We start from the raw sequence: 17,910 nt of genomic DNA, 5'->3' as shown, positions 1-17,910 counted from the left end.
ACACGGCTTTTTCGGGTAGTGGCAAAGTAATACTACTTAGCTTGTTGATTAACTTGGAAGTAATACTCCATCAATAATGTGTACTACTCCGTTGGTTCCTTGTAAGTCAACCGTGATGACGGTAGCGATATTTCCGGCTCCATCTGTCAATGAAACACTGCCATCATTATTAACGGTAACTTCAAGGTCGGCCCCATTTACAGTTGTTACGGTACCTGATTCGATGTCACCAGAAAGTACTTCTTGTGGCAGTACATGGTATTCCAGAATATCTTGCAGTTCTTGATCTGAAAGGCCGCTGGTATCTACTTCATCAAAGGCTGCGTTGGTGGGAGCAAAAACCGTAAAGGGGCCATCACCCTGAAGTGTGCCTGCTAAACCAGCCTGCACCACAGCATCTTCTAAGGCCTGTAGGTTATAGCGCTTCGAGACAATACCAACAACATCTTGATAACTGTCGGGAAGTAGTACGTTGTCGACAGCGTGGATAGTACCATTTGAAGCACTAATATCAGCGTTAATAACAGTTGCTGCATCGTTGACGACCACCTCTCCATTGACAGTCACAAAAAGACTATCTTCTGATAATGCCGCAACTGATTGTTGAGTTTCTAAATCTGAAGACAGAATATTTGCATTTACGACATGGTACTGAAGTATTTCCGTAAGCTGTTCATTGGTGAATCCACTTAGGTCAACGCCAGAAAAAGCATCATCGGTAGGTGCAAATACAGTAAAGGGACCTGCTCCTTGTAGAGCTTCATCTAATCCTGTTTGACCAAGAGCGTCAACAAGTGTAGTGAAGTTGCCTGCTTCAGTAGCAACATCAACGATATTAGGTGCAGGATTTAGTACTCCATTGATGATGTGTACTATCCCATTGGTACCTTGCAAGTCAGCTTCGGTAACTTCGTAGGTTTGGCCGGAATTATCCGTAATAGTCACCGAACCGTCGGCAGCTTCAATGGTTAGTTCCTCTCCCTGTAGGGTTTCGACGGTTTGAACTGCTTGGAGGTCGCCTGAAAGCACTTCATTTGGTATTACATGGTACTGTAATACTTCTGCTAAGTTTTGGTCACCGAGTTCAGCATTGTCAAACGCATCGTTAGTGGGAGCAAAAACGGTAAACGGTCCGTCTCCCTGTAGGGCAGCAGTCAGCTCCTCACTGACCACGGCATCTTCGAGAGATTGCAGGCCATACCGCTTAGAAATAATACCAACTACATCTTGATAGCTATCAGGAAGTACGACTTGGTCGATGGCATGAATAACACCATTGGAAGCTTCGATATCAGCGTCTACAACCGTAGCGTTATCATTGATACGAACTTCGCCATCAGCCGTAATAAAAAGGTTACCACCGGCAAGGGCTTCCACCGATTGCTCAGCACTGAGATCTCCGGATGCTATATTTCCAGAGACAACATGATAGCTAAGAATTTCTACCAGCTGATCCTCAGTAAACCCACTTAGGTCAACGCCAGCAAAAGCATCATTGGTGGGGGCAAAAACCGTAAAAGGTCCATCGTCTTCAAGCGTAGATACCAGTCCGGCATTACTAAGTGCAGATACCAAGTCGCTAAAATCATCATTGGACTCTGCTACTTCAACAATGTTACCGGTTTCACTTGGTGGGTCTGTTGGTCCGTTTTCGTCATCATCGCCACATGCTTGTAAAGCAAATACAAGCAGTACAGCAACAAAACTTCTGAGCAAGAATTTACTCAGATTTTTATAAGGATTGTGAGTTGTTGTTTCCATTGTAATGTATGATTAATTAATGGTAATGATACCTTATAATCACACATTGAATAGGTTTTGTTCCCTAAATGAATAAAAATATTTAATAAAATAATTTAATTTTATTATGGAACGAAGGGATATATTGTTTGGTTTTTAAGTGTATTTTTTTGTTGGTTAATTTAATTAATACTCCTCCTTGTCAGGATTGACTCCTAAATATTCAAAAGCTTTTCGAGTAGTAACTCTTCCCTTTGGAGTTCGCTGTAGAAACCCTTCCTTTATCAGATATGGTTCATAAACTTCTTCAATCGTTCCTTTATCTTCTCCTACTGCAACGCCAAGCGTTCCCAGCCCAACAGGACCTCCCTCATAATTTTCAATAATAGCTTTCAAAATTCGGATGTCCATTTCATCAAAGCCGTTTTGATCAACATCAAGGGCGTTTAGAGCTGTATCCGCAATTTCATCATTAATGGTATCCATATCTTGTACTTGGGCAAAATCACGGGTGCGACGCAAAAGCTTATTAACAATACGAGGTGTGCCCCTGCTACGGCGCGCAATTTCGTGAGCACCGGTATCTGTGATACCCATATTCAGGATGTCTGCCGTTCGAAGGGCAATGCGCTGAAGCAGCTCTACATCGTAATAATCCAACCGCATATCAATGCCAAAACGGGCTCGGAGCGGAGCTGTGAGTAAGCCTTTTCGTGTGGTGGCTCCTACCAACGTAAACCGGTTTAGTTCAATTTGAATGCTGCGGGCATTAGGCCCGGAATCTATTACGATATCCAGCTGATAGTCCTCCATAGCAGAATACAGATATTCCTCTACAACAGGATTCAGGCGATGGATCTCATCTATAAATAGGACGTCCCCTTCTTCAAGGTTGGTGAGCATACCCGCAAGGTCACCCGGCTTTTCAAGTACAGGCCCGGTGGTAGGCTTGATTTGCACCCCCATCTCGTTAGCAATGATATGAGCCAACGTAGTTTTTCCCAACCCCGGAGGGCCGGAAAGGATAACATGGTCTAACGCTTCGTTTCGCTTTTGTGCAGCTTTAATAAAAACAGAAAGATTTTGGATGACTTTCTGTTGTCCTATAAACTCACTGACACGTGTAGGACGCAGGGAACGTTCAAACTCTTGGTCGTTATCAGAAGCGTCTAACAGAGGATTTTGCAAAATAAACAGGGTATGAGTTAACCAACTTTTACGGCAAGTAAATTAACTCATTATTTGCAAAGTATCGAAAGCTTATTGCCCTTCTTTCATTTGTTCTTCAAAGTTATCGTAATCTACATTCCCCAACTTGTAGTCCAGTTTTCGCAGAAGACGGAATGAGGGTTTTCGATATATACCATCCATAGAATAAACGGTATGAATGGCTTCGCGGGCTTTTTCCAGCTGTTCTAAATTGACATACGCATTCCCCATATACCAATAAGCTTTCTCTTCGAGGGTTTTACGATTCGTCTTTCGGTCGATAACCGCCTTGAACGAGCGAATTGATGTTCCAAAATTACCGCTGTTGTATTGAATAATTCCTTTATTTAAATAGGCTTTTGTTGCAGCAGGTTTGTCCTCATATTTATCAATAATCTCATCATAAGTATCAATAGCCTTAGAGATATTACCTGAAAGAGCTGCTTGAAAACCATTGTTAAGCAAAGAATCCGAAGGAGTTGTTTCTCCTTTTTGGTTCCGGAAAACTTCAGCTGATGAAAGGTTGTCAGCTAAGCTAAACTGGGCTGGTACCTCACTTTGTAATGATGTGGTAGTATCCAGGTGAAAAATATTGAGCGAAACAACTAATAAGATTACAGCTGCTGCCGCTGCGATCCATTTCCAGGAATCTTTAATTGAATAAATAATATTCTTGTTTTCGTGGGCAGAATTTGAATAGCCTTCAGAAGAACGTTTTTCAAGAATAGATTTTACGCCCAATTCTGTTTTAAGAAGGTCAATGTAATCGGGTCGCTGTAATAGCTTTTCCCAAAGTTTTTGAGCCTCTTCATCAGAGAGTTTGCCCTTAACATAGGCATCAATTTGCTTTTCGAGTTCTAAGTCTCTTGACATTTTGTGCATTCTAAAATTCTAAATTTGTACTTCAGCCAGTTTAAACCGGCCTTCTTTCGCCAGATCTATTAGTAAGACCCTTTCAAAGCCTAATCCTTACATTATAATTTACTTTTTTCTTGATAGCATTCGCTTAGCTTTTGGATTAGGCGGTGTTTCCGTGTCCAAACATTATTTACGCTGATGTCAAAATGCTCGGCTACTTTTTTGGCATGGGAATCAGGATGGTCGAACCAATAGGCCATAAAATCCTGATATTTTTGTTTGAGTTGACTTAAGCACCATTCAAGTAATTGCTCTTGTTCTTCATCCAGTAACGTTTGTAACTGGTTAGGGGGCTGTTGGTGACTTTCCGGGATTTCATCTGTTGCTTCAGGACGCTTTTTCTTCTGCATTTTGAGGTAGTTATTTCTGCAGATCGACATGATGTATGATACAACTTGGTCTGGGTCATTAATGCGATCTTCTTTTATGACTTCCAGTGAGGTAAGAAGAGAATCCTGAGCACAATCTTCAGCGTCCGACCGATTTGCATTCATATGTATTTGTAAAAATGCAATTAACCGCGGACGAAGGGCTTCAATAATTTTATTCGTCTCTTGTGTTTTGTTCTCTTGAACAGCGGTAACTAAATTTGCGTAATCCATATTTAATAATCCCATATAGCCAAAATTGGTATAAAAACTATAAAAAGTTAGGCAATAAACAACAGTTACATTAACTTTGGGTGCAAAAGCTATCACTATTTGCTTTTATCCTATTTGAAGTCAGGGAATTTAACATTGATCGTCATTAATGTATCGCGTCCAGCTTAAAAATTTTGAAGGTCCGCTCGACCTGCTGCTTTTCTTTATTAAAAGGGACGAGCTTGATATTTATGACATTCCCATCTCTTATATAACCAATCAGTTTTTAGAGTATATAAATTTGATGGAAGAGCTGGATTTAGATGTTGCCAGCGAATTTATTTTGATGGCCAGCATGTTGATGTCGATTAAGGCCAAAATGATGCTTCCACAAGAAGATTCGGATGACGAGCTCGACGAGCACGATCCGCGTTATGAGCTGGTACAGCGGTTACTTGAATACAAACGCTACAAAGAGATGGCCGGCAAGATGGAAGATGTGGCCGAAGAAGCGCAAAAGGCATACTTTAGAGGCAATACTAAGGTTGATCAAGTTGATAAACAAGCTACCGGCGAAGCTCTGCAAGATGTAACCATGTTTGATTTGATGGCTGCCTTCAAAAAGGTGCTATCAGATATCAAAAAACAGGAAAGCATACACCATGTCGAGAAAATTGAATATACGATTGAAGAGCAGAGCGAGTATGTGCTTGACCGCCTTCAGCAAGGCGGTCGCACCTCATTTCGGACGATGTGTGAAGAGCTCAAAAACACTACGAAAATCGTGGTAACCTTTTTGGCTATTTTGGAAATGCTTAAAGAGCGTCAGATAAATTTGTATGTCGAAGATGATGATCCCACCGCTTTTTATTTAGATCTTAAACCCGTCGATGAGATTATTGGAACACCCGAAACCAATTAGAATTAAACGTTAATACCCTTTATGCAGTACCGGATTATACTATTTTTTGTTGCCCTGCTATTTGTAAGTTGTGCCGGATCCGAGCCTTCATCCCAACAAAATAGTCAATCCCCTAAAACCGATACCGAGGCTCTGTTGGCATACCAAGATTATATTACTACGGATTTTCTGAAGCCTCACCTCACGGCTTTTGCCCATGACACGATGAAGGGTCGGGAAACGGGAACGCCATCCGAAGATAAAGCGGCCGCTTATCTTGCCAGGGAGTACAAAAAAATGGGATTAGTACCGGCTGGTGATAACGGAAGTTATTTTCAGCATTTTGAACTTAATGCGTCAATTAATGATAGTGTCACATTTGAGCTTTACCAGAAGGCAGAAAATGAGAAAAAACTCATAAGCCGTTCTACTTCGGATAGCAAAAAATCAGCACAATTTGTACGTCTTTTTGGAGGTATTGATAGCCTGAGCGGGGATATTGCTTTTGCCGGCTTTGGAATTACCGACGAGGAAAAAGGCATTGACCACCTGGATGGAACGGATCTGACAGATAAGTGGGTGATGGTATTTCAGGGGATACCCAATGTGGTAGATGGTGATACCTTAATTAATCCCAATATGGAAGCGCAGGCGCGGTTTCAAATGATAATGGATAAAGGAGCCAAAGGGATATTGGTGATTCCAGTTGAGGAACCGGATCAGTATGGACAGGTGGCACAAAAAATGCAGGGATCGTTTGGCGAAGCCGGTCGGCTTACGCTGGCTTATCGGGATAAGGAACGTAATGACTCCAATGGTTTTAGAGGTGGATACAATATGGTTAATCCCGAATTGGCAGTTGAGATGTTGAGCGTATCCTCGGTAGAGAAATTAGTGAGCTATCGTCAACAGCTGATCGATGAAATTGCGGACTTTAAAGCTGTGGATACCGAATATAGCTTGTCACAAACGCCATATACCTCAAGGGAGACCATTACCTCGAAGAATGTATTAGCCCTTGTTGAAGGTGGGGATCCAAAACTAAAAGATGAAGTGGTTGTATTAACGTCGCATTACGATCACGTGGGAATTGGAGAACCAGATTCTACGGGAGATCATATTTACAATGGCGCCGATGATGACGGCAGCGGTACGATTGGATTATTAAATATGGCGAAGGCATTTTCGGAGGCCGAAAAAAATGGGGTGAAACCCAAGCGTTCTATACTATTTTTGAATGTATCAGCTGAGGAAAAAGGATTATTGGGATCACGTTATTATTCCGATCATGCGATATTTCCGATGGAGAAAACCATTGCCAATTTAAATACGGATATGATTGGCCGCATTGACTCCAAGCATGAAAAGGAAGGCGTTGAAAAGTACGCCTATATTATTGGGGCAGAGCTCATTTCTTCGGAATTGGACAGCGTTATCAAGGTCGCTAATGAGCAATCGGGACAAATTCAGTTAGACAAAACTTACAATGATCTTAACGATCCCAACCAGTTTTACCGTCGCAGCGATCACTGGCATTTTGGTCGTTACCGGGTACCTTTTGCATTCTTTTTTACCGGCGTACATGAAGACTATCACCGCCCTTCGGATGAAGTACACAAAATCCGTTTTGATAAAATGACTAATATCCTTCAAACAATGTATGCGACTACGGTGATGTTGGCGAATGGAGAAGCCAGACCTGCCGTTGATAACCAGCAGTTTATTGAGATTACAAAGGATGATAATTAATTAAGGGTAATGAACTAAGATGGAGAGGATGATGAGATTATCTTGGGTAACAGGCTAACCTGTTACTTTATCTTGATAATCATATGATTTTGAAAATGTTGGGCCCACTCTCCTATATTTTATTCACTCATTATTAAAAGAGTTTCTTGGGTCACAACGCGGAGCATTGTGACCAGAGACAAAGAATATCTTCATCGGGCAACTGGGGTTCTCGTCCGGTGAATAATAAGGGGAGCCCATCCGAATTCTGGAGTTGAAGTCGGATGGGTTTAGTTATCTCCTCATCCTGTAAATTCCAGTTCAAACGCTTACCGCCCTACCACAATAAATGGTGCCCAATAAACAGGATGATTAAATAGTGGGTGCTTGATCATCTGTAGCTTGGCTTCGCGCATGGCTTTGGCCTTGGCACCAAACGGGATCGACTCTTCCCACCCAATCCACCGAAGGGTGTTGTCAATCCAACTCTCGTCCGTATCTTGCTGTAACAGCGATTTGTAAAATTCATTCATAAAGGAAGCCGTGGATCTATCGTATACATTCCACAGACTTACGACCACCGTGGATGTTCCGGCGTAGAAAAAAGATCGCTGCATGCCCAGCATCCCCTCTCCGTTCACGAGTTTACCGAGGCCCGTATTACAAGCGCTGAGCACGACCATATCTGAAGTAATATTCATCCCAAAAATCTCGGAACTGCGCAGCATCCCGTCTTCGGTAGAGGCGGCAGAAAGTTCACCGCTCGTGGAAAAAGCGAGTCCACTTCGATTGGGTTCCTCCTCGTCAATAAGTCCATGCGTGGCTAAGTGTATATATTGGTAATTACTTTCTCTCAACAAGTCTTTAAACCGCCCTTCCGAAACTTCTTCATCCTTAAGTACCGAGTGATCTTGAAAATGGGTGGCGATGGAATCAACCTCGATTAAGGTGGAGGGTAAATTGCTGAGATTCCCGCGTTGAAGGTTTCCATCTTCCCCAACTGTAAAATTAGATCCCGCCACGGCCAGCAGATCTTTGCGGTTAAGGCCTTGAGGATCTTTGAGCAGGGTAAGACTGGTGAGCGAGGGAACGTACTTGATATTAAAGCTCTCGATCAGGTACTGGTCGCCCTGTGAAATCGCCTCAAAAGGGAGGTAGGCCAGTGCTCCGTCGGGAATAACAGTAAGGTTCTCATAGGCCTGCAACTCTTTTTCAAACGGTTTTAGCAGCAGGTTATAGAGTTCGGTAGATTCTGCTCGCAGTCGCGTGCGTGCCGCATTTGATAAGATGGCATCCTTAAAATCAGTGACCATGGTTGTAAGTTCGGTGGCCAGTGTATCGGTCTCTTTTTCTTGTGACAACGTTTCTATATGAACGTTATCACGGGTAATTAAAAAGGCCAATAGCTGGTGATCACTGAGAGCATATTCCAGGATAGCTGATTGTTCATCGAGGCTGTTTTGGGCCTGTTTGAGGGTAACCGGTTCGGGTGACTGCAGGTTTTGGAGCTGGGGATGTTGATTCTGGAGCTGATTTTCATAAGAGGCGTATTCCAGCTCGGCCATCCGTATTTTTTCAAGCAATGCTTCTCGCGCCTGGGCATTCACGGTATTTTCGAGATCGGAATAGAGCTGGTCAATGCGCTGCCGCTTTTGGCTGCGTGCAATGCGCACCTTCTCCGGTAGTTGCCCGTTAATATTTTGAGCCGCCTCGGTCAGCTCATCGCTGAGTGCCCGCGCCTTGGATTGCTCCACCAGCGTATAAGCACGAGCAACATCCGATTCGTAGGTCAATACCCATGATGCTACTTCGGAATAGAAATCAGAATGCTGACCAAAATAGCCGGACTTTAAATCGGAAAGGGCTCCGGCGTTGGAGCGGTGTTCCTCGATGATATCGATGGCTTTTTGTCCATAAGTAACTGCGCTGTCGGAGCCTAAGGTATGGTACTGGCGGGCCAGTTCTTTAAGCGGGGCAAGCTGACGACGTTTTGATAGATACTGGCTATAGCTGTATGCTTTTTTGTAATGGGTAAGTGCTTCTTGGTTGCGCCCCTGATCCCGATCGATCCGCCCCAAAAATATTGAGGCTTTCTGCAGCATATCGTAGTTGTCGGTGGAATCTCCCATGGCTTTCAGGCGGTTGGCATAGGTCGTGGCCTCGGCAAAGTTTTGGCGATCTATTGTCAGCCGCAGCATGGAATTTAAAGAAGAAGCAATATCACTATTATTGCCATGTTGCTCGCGCAGTTTAAGCGCCCTGCGATAGTATCGTTCGGCTTCTTTCTTGTTATCTTGATCAAAATAGAGCTGCCCGATATTGTTGACGGTGGTAGCAATAGAACCGGGCCCGGATGTTTCTTCTTTTATAGCTAAGCTGCGTTGGTAATAATCAATAGTCGTATCGTATTCATTTAGCCTTTTGTAAACAAGGCCCAGGTTATTGAGAATGGAAGAAGTAAGACTGGGTGTAGAGGCTTGCTGACTATAATCCAAACTTTTTTTGTAAGCAACCAAAGCCTGATCGTGATTGCCCAAATTACTTTGCATAATCCCCATCTGATTATATCCATAGGCTAATAAATAAACGCTGTCAATTTCTTCACGAAGTTTCAAACTTCGGTTGGCATATTCCAAAGCTCGATCGTAAAGGGATAAATCATAATATATTGAGCCAATATTAGATAGCGTTGTAGCCCGATAACGATCATTGGTATAATAGTCAAGAGCTTGCTCGTAATACTCCAGTGATTTAGAGCTGTTACCTTTACGGTTGTATAAACTACCCAAATTATTATAGACGGTTCCAATGAGCAGGCTGTCTCCCGACTCCCGTGCCAAAGGTAAGGCCTTGTTGTAGTATTTTTCTGCAAGATCTCTGTTGCCTACCCGGTTCGAGGACCAGCCCATGCTGGTATATAAATCCCCGCGGTTGTAGGCATCATTGGCGGGATGGTCAACGTCTAACAACATCTTGTATAGTTCCATAGCCTGCTCATTTTTGGAGCGGTACACCATGGCACTGCCGTATTCTTTGCCGGCTTCCAGCCACGAAGCGGTATCCTGGAATTGCCGGTACAATTTATAGGCTTCGCGGTAGTAAAATTCTGACTCGGCCATCTTTCCCTGGTCATCAAAGTCCTGTCCCGTTTGGAAGAGAGAGTCAGCCAGTTGTATACTTTGCCCTAAGGCCGAGGTAGCGAAGCCAATAAAAAAAGCAATACAAATGAGAAGCCGTTTCATACCCTAATAGTCCATAGCACCAAGTATTCGAGTGTCATTTTAACCCCTTGAATATATACACAGAATCTGCCAAAAGGTAAAAAGTTTGGGGTTTATCTGTAATTATAAAATATTAAAGAGCTTCTTCATTGAGGAGGGGCGTTCACAATCAACCGAAAATAAAAATCAGGAGATCATTATGTTTGATTTCAACGCAGAGCAATTTTCACTGGCAATACCTGATCAGGATGGTGGAAGTACAGAAGATGATGACGACGATGCAGGTAGTGTTACTTAAGTAAACACTACAGATGTTTTTAGCCATGTCTTTTTATTAAGGCATGGCTTTTTTTAATGCGTTATTCACCGATAAGTATAAAAGGAGCCCAGTACTTTGGGTGAGCATATTCGACGTTTTCAATCATTTGTTGTTTGGCCTGTTGTAAGGCCTCGTTCATCGTGTGCCCTTCCTTATGGTGGAGCTGGTAAAAATCGATCATCAGCTTGGCGGTAGAGCGATCGTTAACCCGCCAGAGAGATACCAACAAATTTTTTGCCCCCGCATATTGGAAGGCGCGACTGAAACCGATAAGCCCTTCCCCCTTTTTGAGTGTTCCCATGCCCGTATTGCAGGCACTTAGGGTGACAAGCTTTGCCTGAAGGTCCAGGTTATAAATTTCTGAAGTGTAGAGGGTGCCGTTTTCATTTTCATCTGGCGTAGAAAACAGGATGCCCGACTGTCCAGGGTTTTCTTCCCGTAAAAAGGCGTGGGTCGCCAGGTGAATATAGCGGTAATCCTGCAGGTGCTGGGCTTTAAACGTACTTTCCGTAGCTTTTTGATCTACAAATGAGTCAGCTACCTTCTTTTTTGATCTAAGGAAGGAGAACAACCCACTTCGATCGTTAAACAGCTCTTCTAATGTTTGGACTTCCGTTTTGTTAAATAGCAGTGGGGAAAGGGGACGATCTTCTTCGGGGAAACGCTCACGCTGTTCTGCAACGGATGTATTATTGAATGCAGGAGCAAAGCCAGCCAGCATTTTTTGAGAATCACGGTCTGGCTGCTGGTTTTGTAATTCCAGGTAGCCCACCGATGGCACATAGCTTATGGAAAAGTCATTGACCAAATAGGATAAATCCTGAACCCGTTTGTTGCTGGGACTTTCTACAGGCTTAGTAAGCAGGGCCTCAAAAGGCAGGTAATGAAGTGGACCGGCGGGAATAACCAGTAGTTGGTTGCCGGAAATATTGTTCTTTAAAGGGGCTATAAGCTGCTGGTATAAATTGTAGCTTTGGGTTGCCCAAGGATCTATTGTTTGGCTATTCGTGAGGGCATCGCGGAAACTCCGAACTTTATCTTCTAACAGGGTATCACTGTTAACTTGTTGGATGTCGAACGAATCCCGATTGATGATGAATGCCCAGAGATGGTCATCCCCCGAAAAGTATGAGATGAGTGTTTGCGAGGAAGAGAGGTGCTGCTTTTGTATTTCTTTTATTTTGGCAACGGGCGGATGGTATTTCAATCCATAATATTTTGGATAGTTTTGTTTTAATTGCTTGAGATGGCTTTCCAACGACTTTTGAGTGTGAAAAAGGGAATCCCGAAGCGAAAAACGTTGCAGCGAATCACCTATCTCTTTTCTATTGGTGTAGGTCGAAAGCTGCTGCTGGAGATCCGTAATCGTTGTACGCAAATGGTGTTCCTTGTCAATTAGTGAATCAGGAAGTTGGGCAAAACGTTGGTTCTGCTCGCTCTGAATTTGTTCAAGTAACACCTGGTTGCGACTCTTTTGTGAAAAGTAAAACAGGTGCTCTTTGTATTCCGGTGAACCAGTATGTTCCCAAAGGGCATGGGCTGTTTTAAAACCCCCGCTATAAATATCAGTCGTACGTTCCCGAAGCAGAAACTTGGACTCTTCGCGATGGAGAGATTGCTGTAAATCATCAATAAAATCCACGGTTTGCAAATAGGTGTGGAGGGCCTTCTCCAGTTCTTTTGGGGCCGCAGGTGTATTTCCGAGTTTGTAATGGGATTCTGCTTTCAGTCGCAGGGTGGTAAGGACTAATTCCGGGTAAACCGTATTGGAAAGTGACAAGCTGCGAAAAGGTGCTTCCCAGCTAAAATCGGTAATAAGTATATTTAAAGCCCGCGTATAATATTGTAGTGCTTGTTGATGGTTTTCCATATTGGCATACACTTGTCCAACCTTGGAATAGGTATCTCCTATAAATGGATGGTCCTCCGATAACATCCGACGATTGATGTCCAAGTCCTGAAAGTAAAAGTCCAGGGCTTTATCGTAGGATCCTTTCTGCGTGTAAGCCTGACCCAAATTGGCATATACATTAGCCAGTTCGGGGTGCCCATCGGGAAAGTTTTGGAGATGTATTTGCTCGGATTTTTGGTAAAAAGTAATGGCTTTATCGTATTGTTGGATATCAAAATGCAGGGCCCCAAGATTTTGATATCCAATGGCAAGTTCCGGGTGATTTTGTCCTAATACGTTTTCTTTGATCGTGAGGGATTTTTCGAGGTGCTCAGCCGATTTTTGCATTTCCCCTATTTCGGAATAGACAATCCCAATATTATTATGCCCTGCCGCTACCAGCCGATGGTTTTCGCCGTGAAACGAGCTCAGGACATCGGTAGCATTGATCATATACTCAAGGGCACGCTGGTAATCACTTTCATAAAAATAAATTAGTGCCAGGTTATTAAACCCTTTGGCTATTTCCGGATGAGGATGTGGGAGCCGCTGTTGATCAATTTCAAGGGAGCGTGTGAAGTATTCAAAGGCATGCTCGTAGGCCCCCATCTGTTGATGGGCTATTCCCCGGCTGTTATAAATACGACTAATCACAGTACGGTCATCCAGGTTATTACGGTGATATATATCCTGAGCTTCCGAAAATACTGAGATCGCCTGATCGTAATTTCCCTGGGAGGTATACACTTCGCCAATTCCGGTTTTGAATTGTGCCACCCAGTATTGGTTACGAAGTGAGTCAGCCAGGCTAAGGCCATCACGAAAGTGCGTTAGCGCCGTTTCGTATTGGGCCCGACCTTCTGCAAGCCGTCCCTTTTGATGCAAATATGGCAATCGAAAGCGTTGATCTTCGGGAAAGTGTTGCTTGGATATTTGCCACGACTGTTCAAGAAAATCAGCTGCAGCGTCGTAGCTATCTTGGGTTCTCTTGTTTTTGCTAATTTCGAGCAAAGCCCGTCGTTGTTGACGGAACTTATTCTGTTTTTCATAAAGCTTTGCTGCTTGCTGGTAGAAGTGCGAAGAAGAATCGTACCGTGCGGCGTGTTGCAGGGAATCTGCTTTTTGCAGAGCGTTATCTGCAGAAGAAGTATCATTGGGATGCTCCTGGGCCCATCCCAAAAATGGAATTGCCGAGAATAGTGCGAAACAAAGGAATACAGAGACGATCTTTTTTGCCATGTGGGTATAGCCGTTAATCAGGTATTAGGCTAAGAACCTTCAAGCAAATGGTATCACATAAAGTTGAAAATAAAAAGTGATAGCGAAAAAAAGATAAATTAGTCTTTAAACATCGAGTTGACGAACAACTCGCGGTCAAATACCTGCAAATCTTCAATTTCTTCGCCCACGCCGATATATTTTACTGGCACATCCAGTTCGTTCGAGACGCCAATGACAATACCGCCCTTGGCCGTACCGTCAAGTTTGGTGAGTACAAGCCCGGTGACATCTACAAAATTAGTAAATGCTTTGGCCTGTTGCATAGCATTTTGTCCTGTAGAGGCATCGAGTACCAACAGCACTTCGTGAGGAGCGCCATCAACGACCTTGCCCATGACGCGCCTAATTTTGGCAAGCTCGTTCATCAGTGACTTTTTATTGTGGAGGCGTCCGGCCGTATCTACCAGCGCAATATCGGCGCCTTTGGCCTTGGCTGATTCTACCGTATCGTATGCCACAGCGGCGGGGTCAGCATTTTGTCCCTGTTGGATGATGGGCACATCGGCACGTTCGCTCCATATTTTAAGCTGGTCAACAGCTGCTGCCCGAAAGGTATCAGCCGCCCCCAGCATCACTTTTTTGCCGGCCTTTTTATAGAGATGAGCGAGTTTTCCAATGGAGGTAGTCTTGCCCACGCCGTTGACGCCTACCACCATCACGATATGTGGCTTTTGGGGAAACTCTGCATCAAATTCAGCGGGTTTGTCGGGAGCGTGATCTTTGAGCAGGGCAATGATCTCTTCTCGAAGAATACGCTGCAGCTCGTCGCTGTTTAAATACTTGTCCTCAGCAACGCGTGCTTCGATGCGATCAATTATTTCGAGGGTTGTTGAAACACCTACGTCCGAGGTGATCAAAATTTCTTCAAGTTCATCGAGCACGGCGGCATCTACCGTATCTTTACCGGCAATGGCCTTGCCGATTTTTTTCATGATGCCGGAGCGACTTTTTTCAACGCCCTTTTCAACTTTCTCTTTCTTTTTAAGGCCAATTTTTTCTAAAAATCCCATAGTAAATACTTCGTATTAAAACATTCATGTTATCCTGAATGTATTTCAGGATCTATATAATGTCCGCAAGGTGGTACTTATCAATTAAATTTTACGCCTTTGCGTATCAGATTGAAACGATGAAGATAATCAAAGAAGGAGTAAAACATAAGGGTTAGTGAAGCGCCCATCAGCATAGACTGTACGTCTACGGCCTGGGGAAAGAAAAAGGCCGCTATCCAGTACAATCCCAATACGTTAACGCTTATTTTGCCCGACATAACCGCCATAGCCACTTTGCCGCGCAGTTTTTGAATATAGGCCGATCCCAGCACGATAATTGTGTCGCGGGCAATTTCAATCACAAAAAACCACAGTGGGATGATGTCGATATAAACGGCATACAGAAACAGGAAAAAGGCACAGAATTTATCCGCAACGGGATCCAAAATTTTGCCCCATTCCGAAACTTGGTTGGTCCACCGTGCTACAAGGCCATCGAGATAATCGGAAATAATGCCATAGAGCACAAGCGCGGTGATCAGCCAGGTTATTTGCTGTCCATTATTATAGTGCAGATACACAACTGGTATGGCGACCAAAATCCGCGACAGCGAAATGAGGTTCGACCACGTAAACAGATCCTCCTTTACATCTATTTGTTTGTGATCAATGTTAAATGTCTCTGACAATGGAAACCTATTTCTTTCTTATTATTAGGATCGTTTTCTAATTTATGTAAGCCCTAAAAGATACATAAAATTTTATCTATGACCGACTCGGATCAACTGGTTGAACGGAAAATTACCTCCCAAAAGGTGTTTAGCGGTCGGCTGCTGCATGTTTATTTTGATGAAGTGCAGCTGCCCGATGGCACAACCTCAACCCGTGAATGGATTAAGCATCCCGGAGCATCTGCAGTCGTACCCATTTTTGAAAACGGGGATGTTATGATGGTAAAGCAGTTCCGTTATCCGATGTCCCAAATATTTTATGAGGTGCCGGCCGGTAAGATTGATCCCAATGAAACGGCCGACTCAACAGCCCAGCGCGAGCTGCAAGAAGAGGCCGGCCTCTCTTGCAAAAGCTTTGTGTATTTGGGGCACTACTATCCCGGTATCGGTTATTCGGATGAAATTATTCATCTTTACACAGCGTGGGATATTACCTCTTTTGATCAACAGATGGATGACGATGAATTTGTCATTAATAATCGCATCCCTTTTAAGGAGGCGGTTGATATGGTGCACTCCGGCGAAATATCAGATGGTAAAACGATGGTAGCTATTCTGCGAGCCTGGCACTGGTGGCAAAACGAGGGACCGTTTTCAGTGTCGAGTGACCAGTAAACAGTGTTCAGTGCTTAGGATGCAGAGTTATGGTATTAATGAACTGTTTACTGAATAATCTCCTCGTCGACGGCCAGATCGTAGAGTGATTGATGCAAGTTGGTATCAGTAATATCCCCTCGGTTTATTAGCTCCTCCACTTCGTCGCCGCGCAACAGCAGAATGCAGCCCATCTCGTTAAGGACTTCATCGAACTTTCGGGGATCAGCATTAGAAAGTTTTTCTAAGTCAATGCCATCGGGATTCTTGGCAGTATTGACCAAACAGTAAAAAGTATCTTCGTCGGCATCGTCATCGCCAAATCCAAAAATTTCGAGTTTCGTATCGTTTTTATTGAGCATAATGTTGTTTCAGTTAAAAGGTTTTTGATATATGATAAGAAGGCTTTGAATTACTATCTCATCCGATTGCTGAATTCGCGATCAGATAGATCAACAAAGCTTTCCATCGAATGGGTTTTACAAAGGGTTCTGATAAAATAAGTTACTTTTTGTGGAATCCCCATTGTGGTAATAGCGGATGTTAGCTATGTCGCTCCAGGAAATCGCGTGCTTTCACCAGCTCTTCAACTTCATCGGTGTCATCGTTGATGATTGCTACTTGAAATAGGCTGATAATAGCCTGTTCATCGATGCATGCAATGGTTTCTTCGATGGTATCGCATTCTTCCTGCTCACTTACCAAGTCGTTAATACCCTTCACTACATAGCGGTAATTTTTAGGTTTCTTTTTTTGATTAGTGGCTGTATTTGCGCTGGATTCATTAAAATATTCACGCAAAGCTTCTTCAGTGACATACCATTTTACCCCCAGCTTACGGGCCCGGATTTTACCCTCTCGTAAATACGCCCGTATTGTCATTTTGCTGAGCCCTAATTGCTCGTGCAGGTCATCAACTGAATAAAGCGTAAGATTACCAACTTGTTTAGGCATGGCGCACAATTGTAGATCTTTCAGAGAAAATTATTGTGGATACTCTTAAGTATAAAGATAATAACAATAGCCTATTAGTTAAAGATTAATAACTGTTACTTATAGATTAGTTATATATTAGTTGCAAACTATCAAAAATACTTGTTCTGTATAGGGTGATTCCGTTATATTGTAAACAGTTGATTGAAAAAGAGCTCTGCAACCGCAGGGCTTTTGTTATTTTTGCCTCTCTTTTTACTTCTGTTCTCTCCCCTTTCTTTTAGGGAATACGTCCCTTTTATTCTGTCTAAGAACTTTTACCTGTTGGTTATTATTTTTATCCCTTGAAATGATTATAGAATTCAGCATCAGGCTATGAAATCAAAGAAAGATATACGAACATTATTGTTGGAGCAGCTTGAAGGACGTAATACTCATGTCGCCTTTGACCAGGCTATACAGGGACTAACCTTTAAGCAGGTAGGCATTCGCGTTGAAGGTATTCCCCATACGATTTGGGAGCTTATTGAACACATCCGCATAGCACAGGATGATATCCTGGAGTTTTGTAAAAATCCCGATTACGAAGATCTGGATTGGCCCGATGAGTACTGGCCGGCAGAGTCAAAGCCAGAAAGTAAAGAAGCATTTGAGCAATCGTTGCAGTTGGTGAGGGATGGCATTAATGAGATGCGTGAGTTGATTATGGACCCCACAAATAATTTACAGCGACCTTTTGACCATGGTGATGGACAAACCTTGTTCCGAGAAGCTATGCTAATTGTTGATCATAATGCCTATCATATTGGACAAATTGTATTAATTAGGCGCTTGCTTGGAAGCTGGTAATTGCTACCTTATTGCCACACTG

14 protein-coding genes are annotated in these 17,910 nt (G+C 43.3%); 4 read left to right on the top strand and 10 right to left on the bottom strand.

Annotation, left to right across the window (positions count from 1 at the left end):
* Positions 1-48: 48 nt before the first annotated feature.
* From AAFH98_RS04090 to AAFH98_RS04075, 4 genes are all read right to left on the bottom strand, one after another.
* Positions 49-1,761, bottom strand: coding sequence for a fasciclin domain-containing protein (locus tag AAFH98_RS04090; protein ID WP_342521405.1), 1,713 nt, complete (start codon positions 1,759-1,761; stop codon positions 49-51).
* Positions 1,762-1,926: 165 nt separating this feature from the next.
* On the bottom strand, positions 1,927-2,928 hold the full coding sequence (gene ruvB, locus AAFH98_RS04085; RefSeq protein WP_342521404.1) for a Holliday junction branch migration DNA helicase RuvB: 1,002 nt from the start codon (positions 2,926-2,928) through the stop codon (positions 1,927-1,929).
* 72 nt (positions 2,929-3,000) lie between these two features.
* Positions 3,001-3,822 (bottom strand): tetratricopeptide repeat protein, encoded by an 822-nt coding sequence (locus AAFH98_RS04080; RefSeq protein WP_342521403.1) that lies wholly within the window; start codon positions 3,820-3,822, stop codon positions 3,001-3,003.
* Positions 3,823-3,923: 101 nt separating this feature from the next.
* Entirely contained in the window at positions 3,924-4,469 is a 546-nt protein-coding gene (locus AAFH98_RS04075) for an RNA polymerase sigma factor (protein ID WP_342521402.1), read from the bottom strand.
* Between the two features lie 148 nt (positions 4,470-4,617).
* Between AAFH98_RS04075 and AAFH98_RS04070 the strand changes: the two genes are divergently transcribed.
* Complete coding sequence (locus AAFH98_RS04070) at positions 4,618-5,370, top strand: segregation and condensation protein A (protein WP_342521401.1); 753 nt, start codon at positions 4,618-4,620, stop codon at positions 5,368-5,370.
* A gap of 21 nt (positions 5,371-5,391) precedes the next feature.
* Positions 5,392-7,098, top strand: coding sequence for a M28 family peptidase (locus tag AAFH98_RS04065; protein ID WP_342521400.1), 1,707 nt, complete (start codon positions 5,392-5,394; stop codon positions 7,096-7,098).
* A 308-nt stretch (positions 7,099-7,406) separates the two neighbouring features.
* On the opposite strand, the gene AAFH98_RS04060 is transcribed toward AAFH98_RS04065, so the two are convergent.
* The 4 genes from AAFH98_RS04060 to AAFH98_RS04045 form a co-directional block, all read right to left on the bottom strand.
* A complete protein-coding gene (locus tag AAFH98_RS04060) occupies positions 7,407-10,319 on the bottom strand; it encodes a CHAT domain-containing protein (RefSeq protein WP_342521399.1) in 2,913 nt (970 codons plus the stop codon).
* A gap of 338 nt (positions 10,320-10,657) precedes the next feature.
* Entirely contained in the window at positions 10,658-13,747 is a 3,090-nt protein-coding gene (locus AAFH98_RS04055; RefSeq protein WP_342521398.1) for a CHAT domain-containing protein, read from the bottom strand.
* A 98-nt stretch (positions 13,748-13,845) separates the two neighbouring features.
* Positions 13,846-14,799, bottom strand: a complete 954-nt coding sequence (gene ftsY / locus AAFH98_RS04050; protein ID WP_342521397.1) for a signal recognition particle-docking protein FtsY — start codon at positions 14,797-14,799, stop codon at positions 13,846-13,848.
* A gap of 80 nt (positions 14,800-14,879) precedes the next feature.
* Positions 14,880-15,470 carry a CDP-alcohol phosphatidyltransferase family protein gene (locus AAFH98_RS04045; protein ID WP_342521396.1) on the bottom strand — a complete coding sequence of 197 codons (591 nt, stop codon included), beginning with the start codon at positions 15,468-15,470 and terminating at the stop codon, positions 14,880-14,882.
* Positions 15,471-15,548: 78 nt separating this feature from the next.
* On the opposite strand from AAFH98_RS04045, the gene AAFH98_RS04040 reads away from it, so the two are divergent.
* On the top strand, positions 15,549-16,127 hold the full coding sequence (locus AAFH98_RS04040) for an NUDIX hydrolase (RefSeq protein ID WP_342521395.1): 579 nt from the start codon (positions 15,549-15,551) through the stop codon (positions 16,125-16,127).
* Between the two features lie 47 nt (positions 16,128-16,174).
* Here AAFH98_RS04040 and AAFH98_RS04035 read toward each other — a convergent pair whose 3' ends face one another.
* Together AAFH98_RS04035 and AAFH98_RS04030 are read right to left on the bottom strand one after the other, a co-directional pair.
* Complete coding sequence (locus AAFH98_RS04035) at positions 16,175-16,468, bottom strand: hypothetical protein (protein ID WP_342521394.1); 294 nt, start codon at positions 16,466-16,468, stop codon at positions 16,175-16,177.
* A gap of 181 nt (positions 16,469-16,649) precedes the next feature.
* Positions 16,650-17,060, bottom strand: coding sequence for a helix-turn-helix domain-containing protein (locus tag AAFH98_RS04030; RefSeq protein WP_342521393.1), 411 nt, complete (start codon positions 17,058-17,060; stop codon positions 16,650-16,652).
* Positions 17,061-17,414: 354 nt separating this feature from the next.
* Between AAFH98_RS04030 and AAFH98_RS04025 the strand changes: the two genes are divergently transcribed.
* The gene (locus tag AAFH98_RS04025) at positions 17,415-17,888 is read left to right on the top strand and encodes a DinB family protein (protein ID WP_342521392.1); all 474 of its coding nucleotides are present in this window, start codon (positions 17,415-17,417) and stop codon (positions 17,886-17,888) included.
* Positions 17,889-17,910 lie beyond the last annotated feature (22 nt).

It is taken from the genome of Fodinibius sp. Rm-B-1B1-1, from assembly GCF_038594945.1.
Taxonomy (GTDB): domain Bacteria; phylum Bacteroidota; class Rhodothermia; order Balneolales; family Balneolaceae; genus Fodinibius; species Fodinibius alkaliphilus.
This window is presented reverse-complemented; position numbering and strand designations above follow the sequence as displayed.

What these genes read in the sequence shown, in the direction of transcription:
- AAFH98_RS04090 (WP_342521405.1), bottom strand. Translation starts at nt 1,761, where the DNA reads ATGGAAACAACAACTCACAATCCTTATAAAAATCTGAGTAAATTCTTG.
- AAFH98_RS04080 (WP_342521403.1), bottom strand. Translation starts at nt 3,822, where the DNA reads ATGTCAAGAGACTTAGAACTCGAAAAGCAAATTGATGCCTATGTTAAG.
- AAFH98_RS04075 (WP_342521402.1), bottom strand. Translation starts at nt 4,469, where the DNA reads ATGGATTACGCAAATTTAGTTACCGCTGTTCAAGAGAACAAAACACAA.
- AAFH98_RS04070 (WP_342521401.1), top strand. Translation starts at nt 4,618, where the DNA reads ATGTATCGCGTCCAGCTTAAAAATTTTGAAGGTCCGCTCGACCTGCTG.
- AAFH98_RS04065 (WP_342521400.1), top strand. Translation starts at nt 5,392, where the DNA reads ATGCAGTACCGGATTATACTATTTTTTGTTGCCCTGCTATTTGTAAGT.
- AAFH98_RS04060 (WP_342521399.1), bottom strand. Translation starts at nt 10,319, where the DNA reads ATGAAACGGCTTCTCATTTGTATTGCTTTTTTTATTGGCTTCGCTACC.
- AAFH98_RS04055 (WP_342521398.1), bottom strand. Translation starts at nt 13,747, where the DNA reads ATGGCAAAAAAGATCGTCTCTGTATTCCTTTGTTTCGCACTATTCTCG.
- ftsY (WP_342521397.1), bottom strand. Translation starts at nt 14,799, where the DNA reads ATGGGATTTTTAGAAAAAATTGGCCTTAAAAAGAAAGAGAAAGTTGAA.
- AAFH98_RS04040 (WP_342521395.1), top strand. Translation starts at nt 15,549, where the DNA reads ATGACCGACTCGGATCAACTGGTTGAACGGAAAATTACCTCCCAAAAG.
- AAFH98_RS04035 (WP_342521394.1), bottom strand. Translation starts at nt 16,468, where the DNA reads ATGCTCAATAAAAACGATACGAAACTCGAAATTTTTGGATTTGGCGAT.
- AAFH98_RS04030 (WP_342521393.1), bottom strand. Translation starts at nt 17,060, where the DNA reads ATGCCTAAACAAGTTGGTAATCTTACGCTTTATTCAGTTGATGACCTG.
- AAFH98_RS04025 (WP_342521392.1), top strand. Translation starts at nt 17,415, where the DNA reads ATGAAATCAAAGAAAGATATACGAACATTATTGTTGGAGCAGCTTGAA.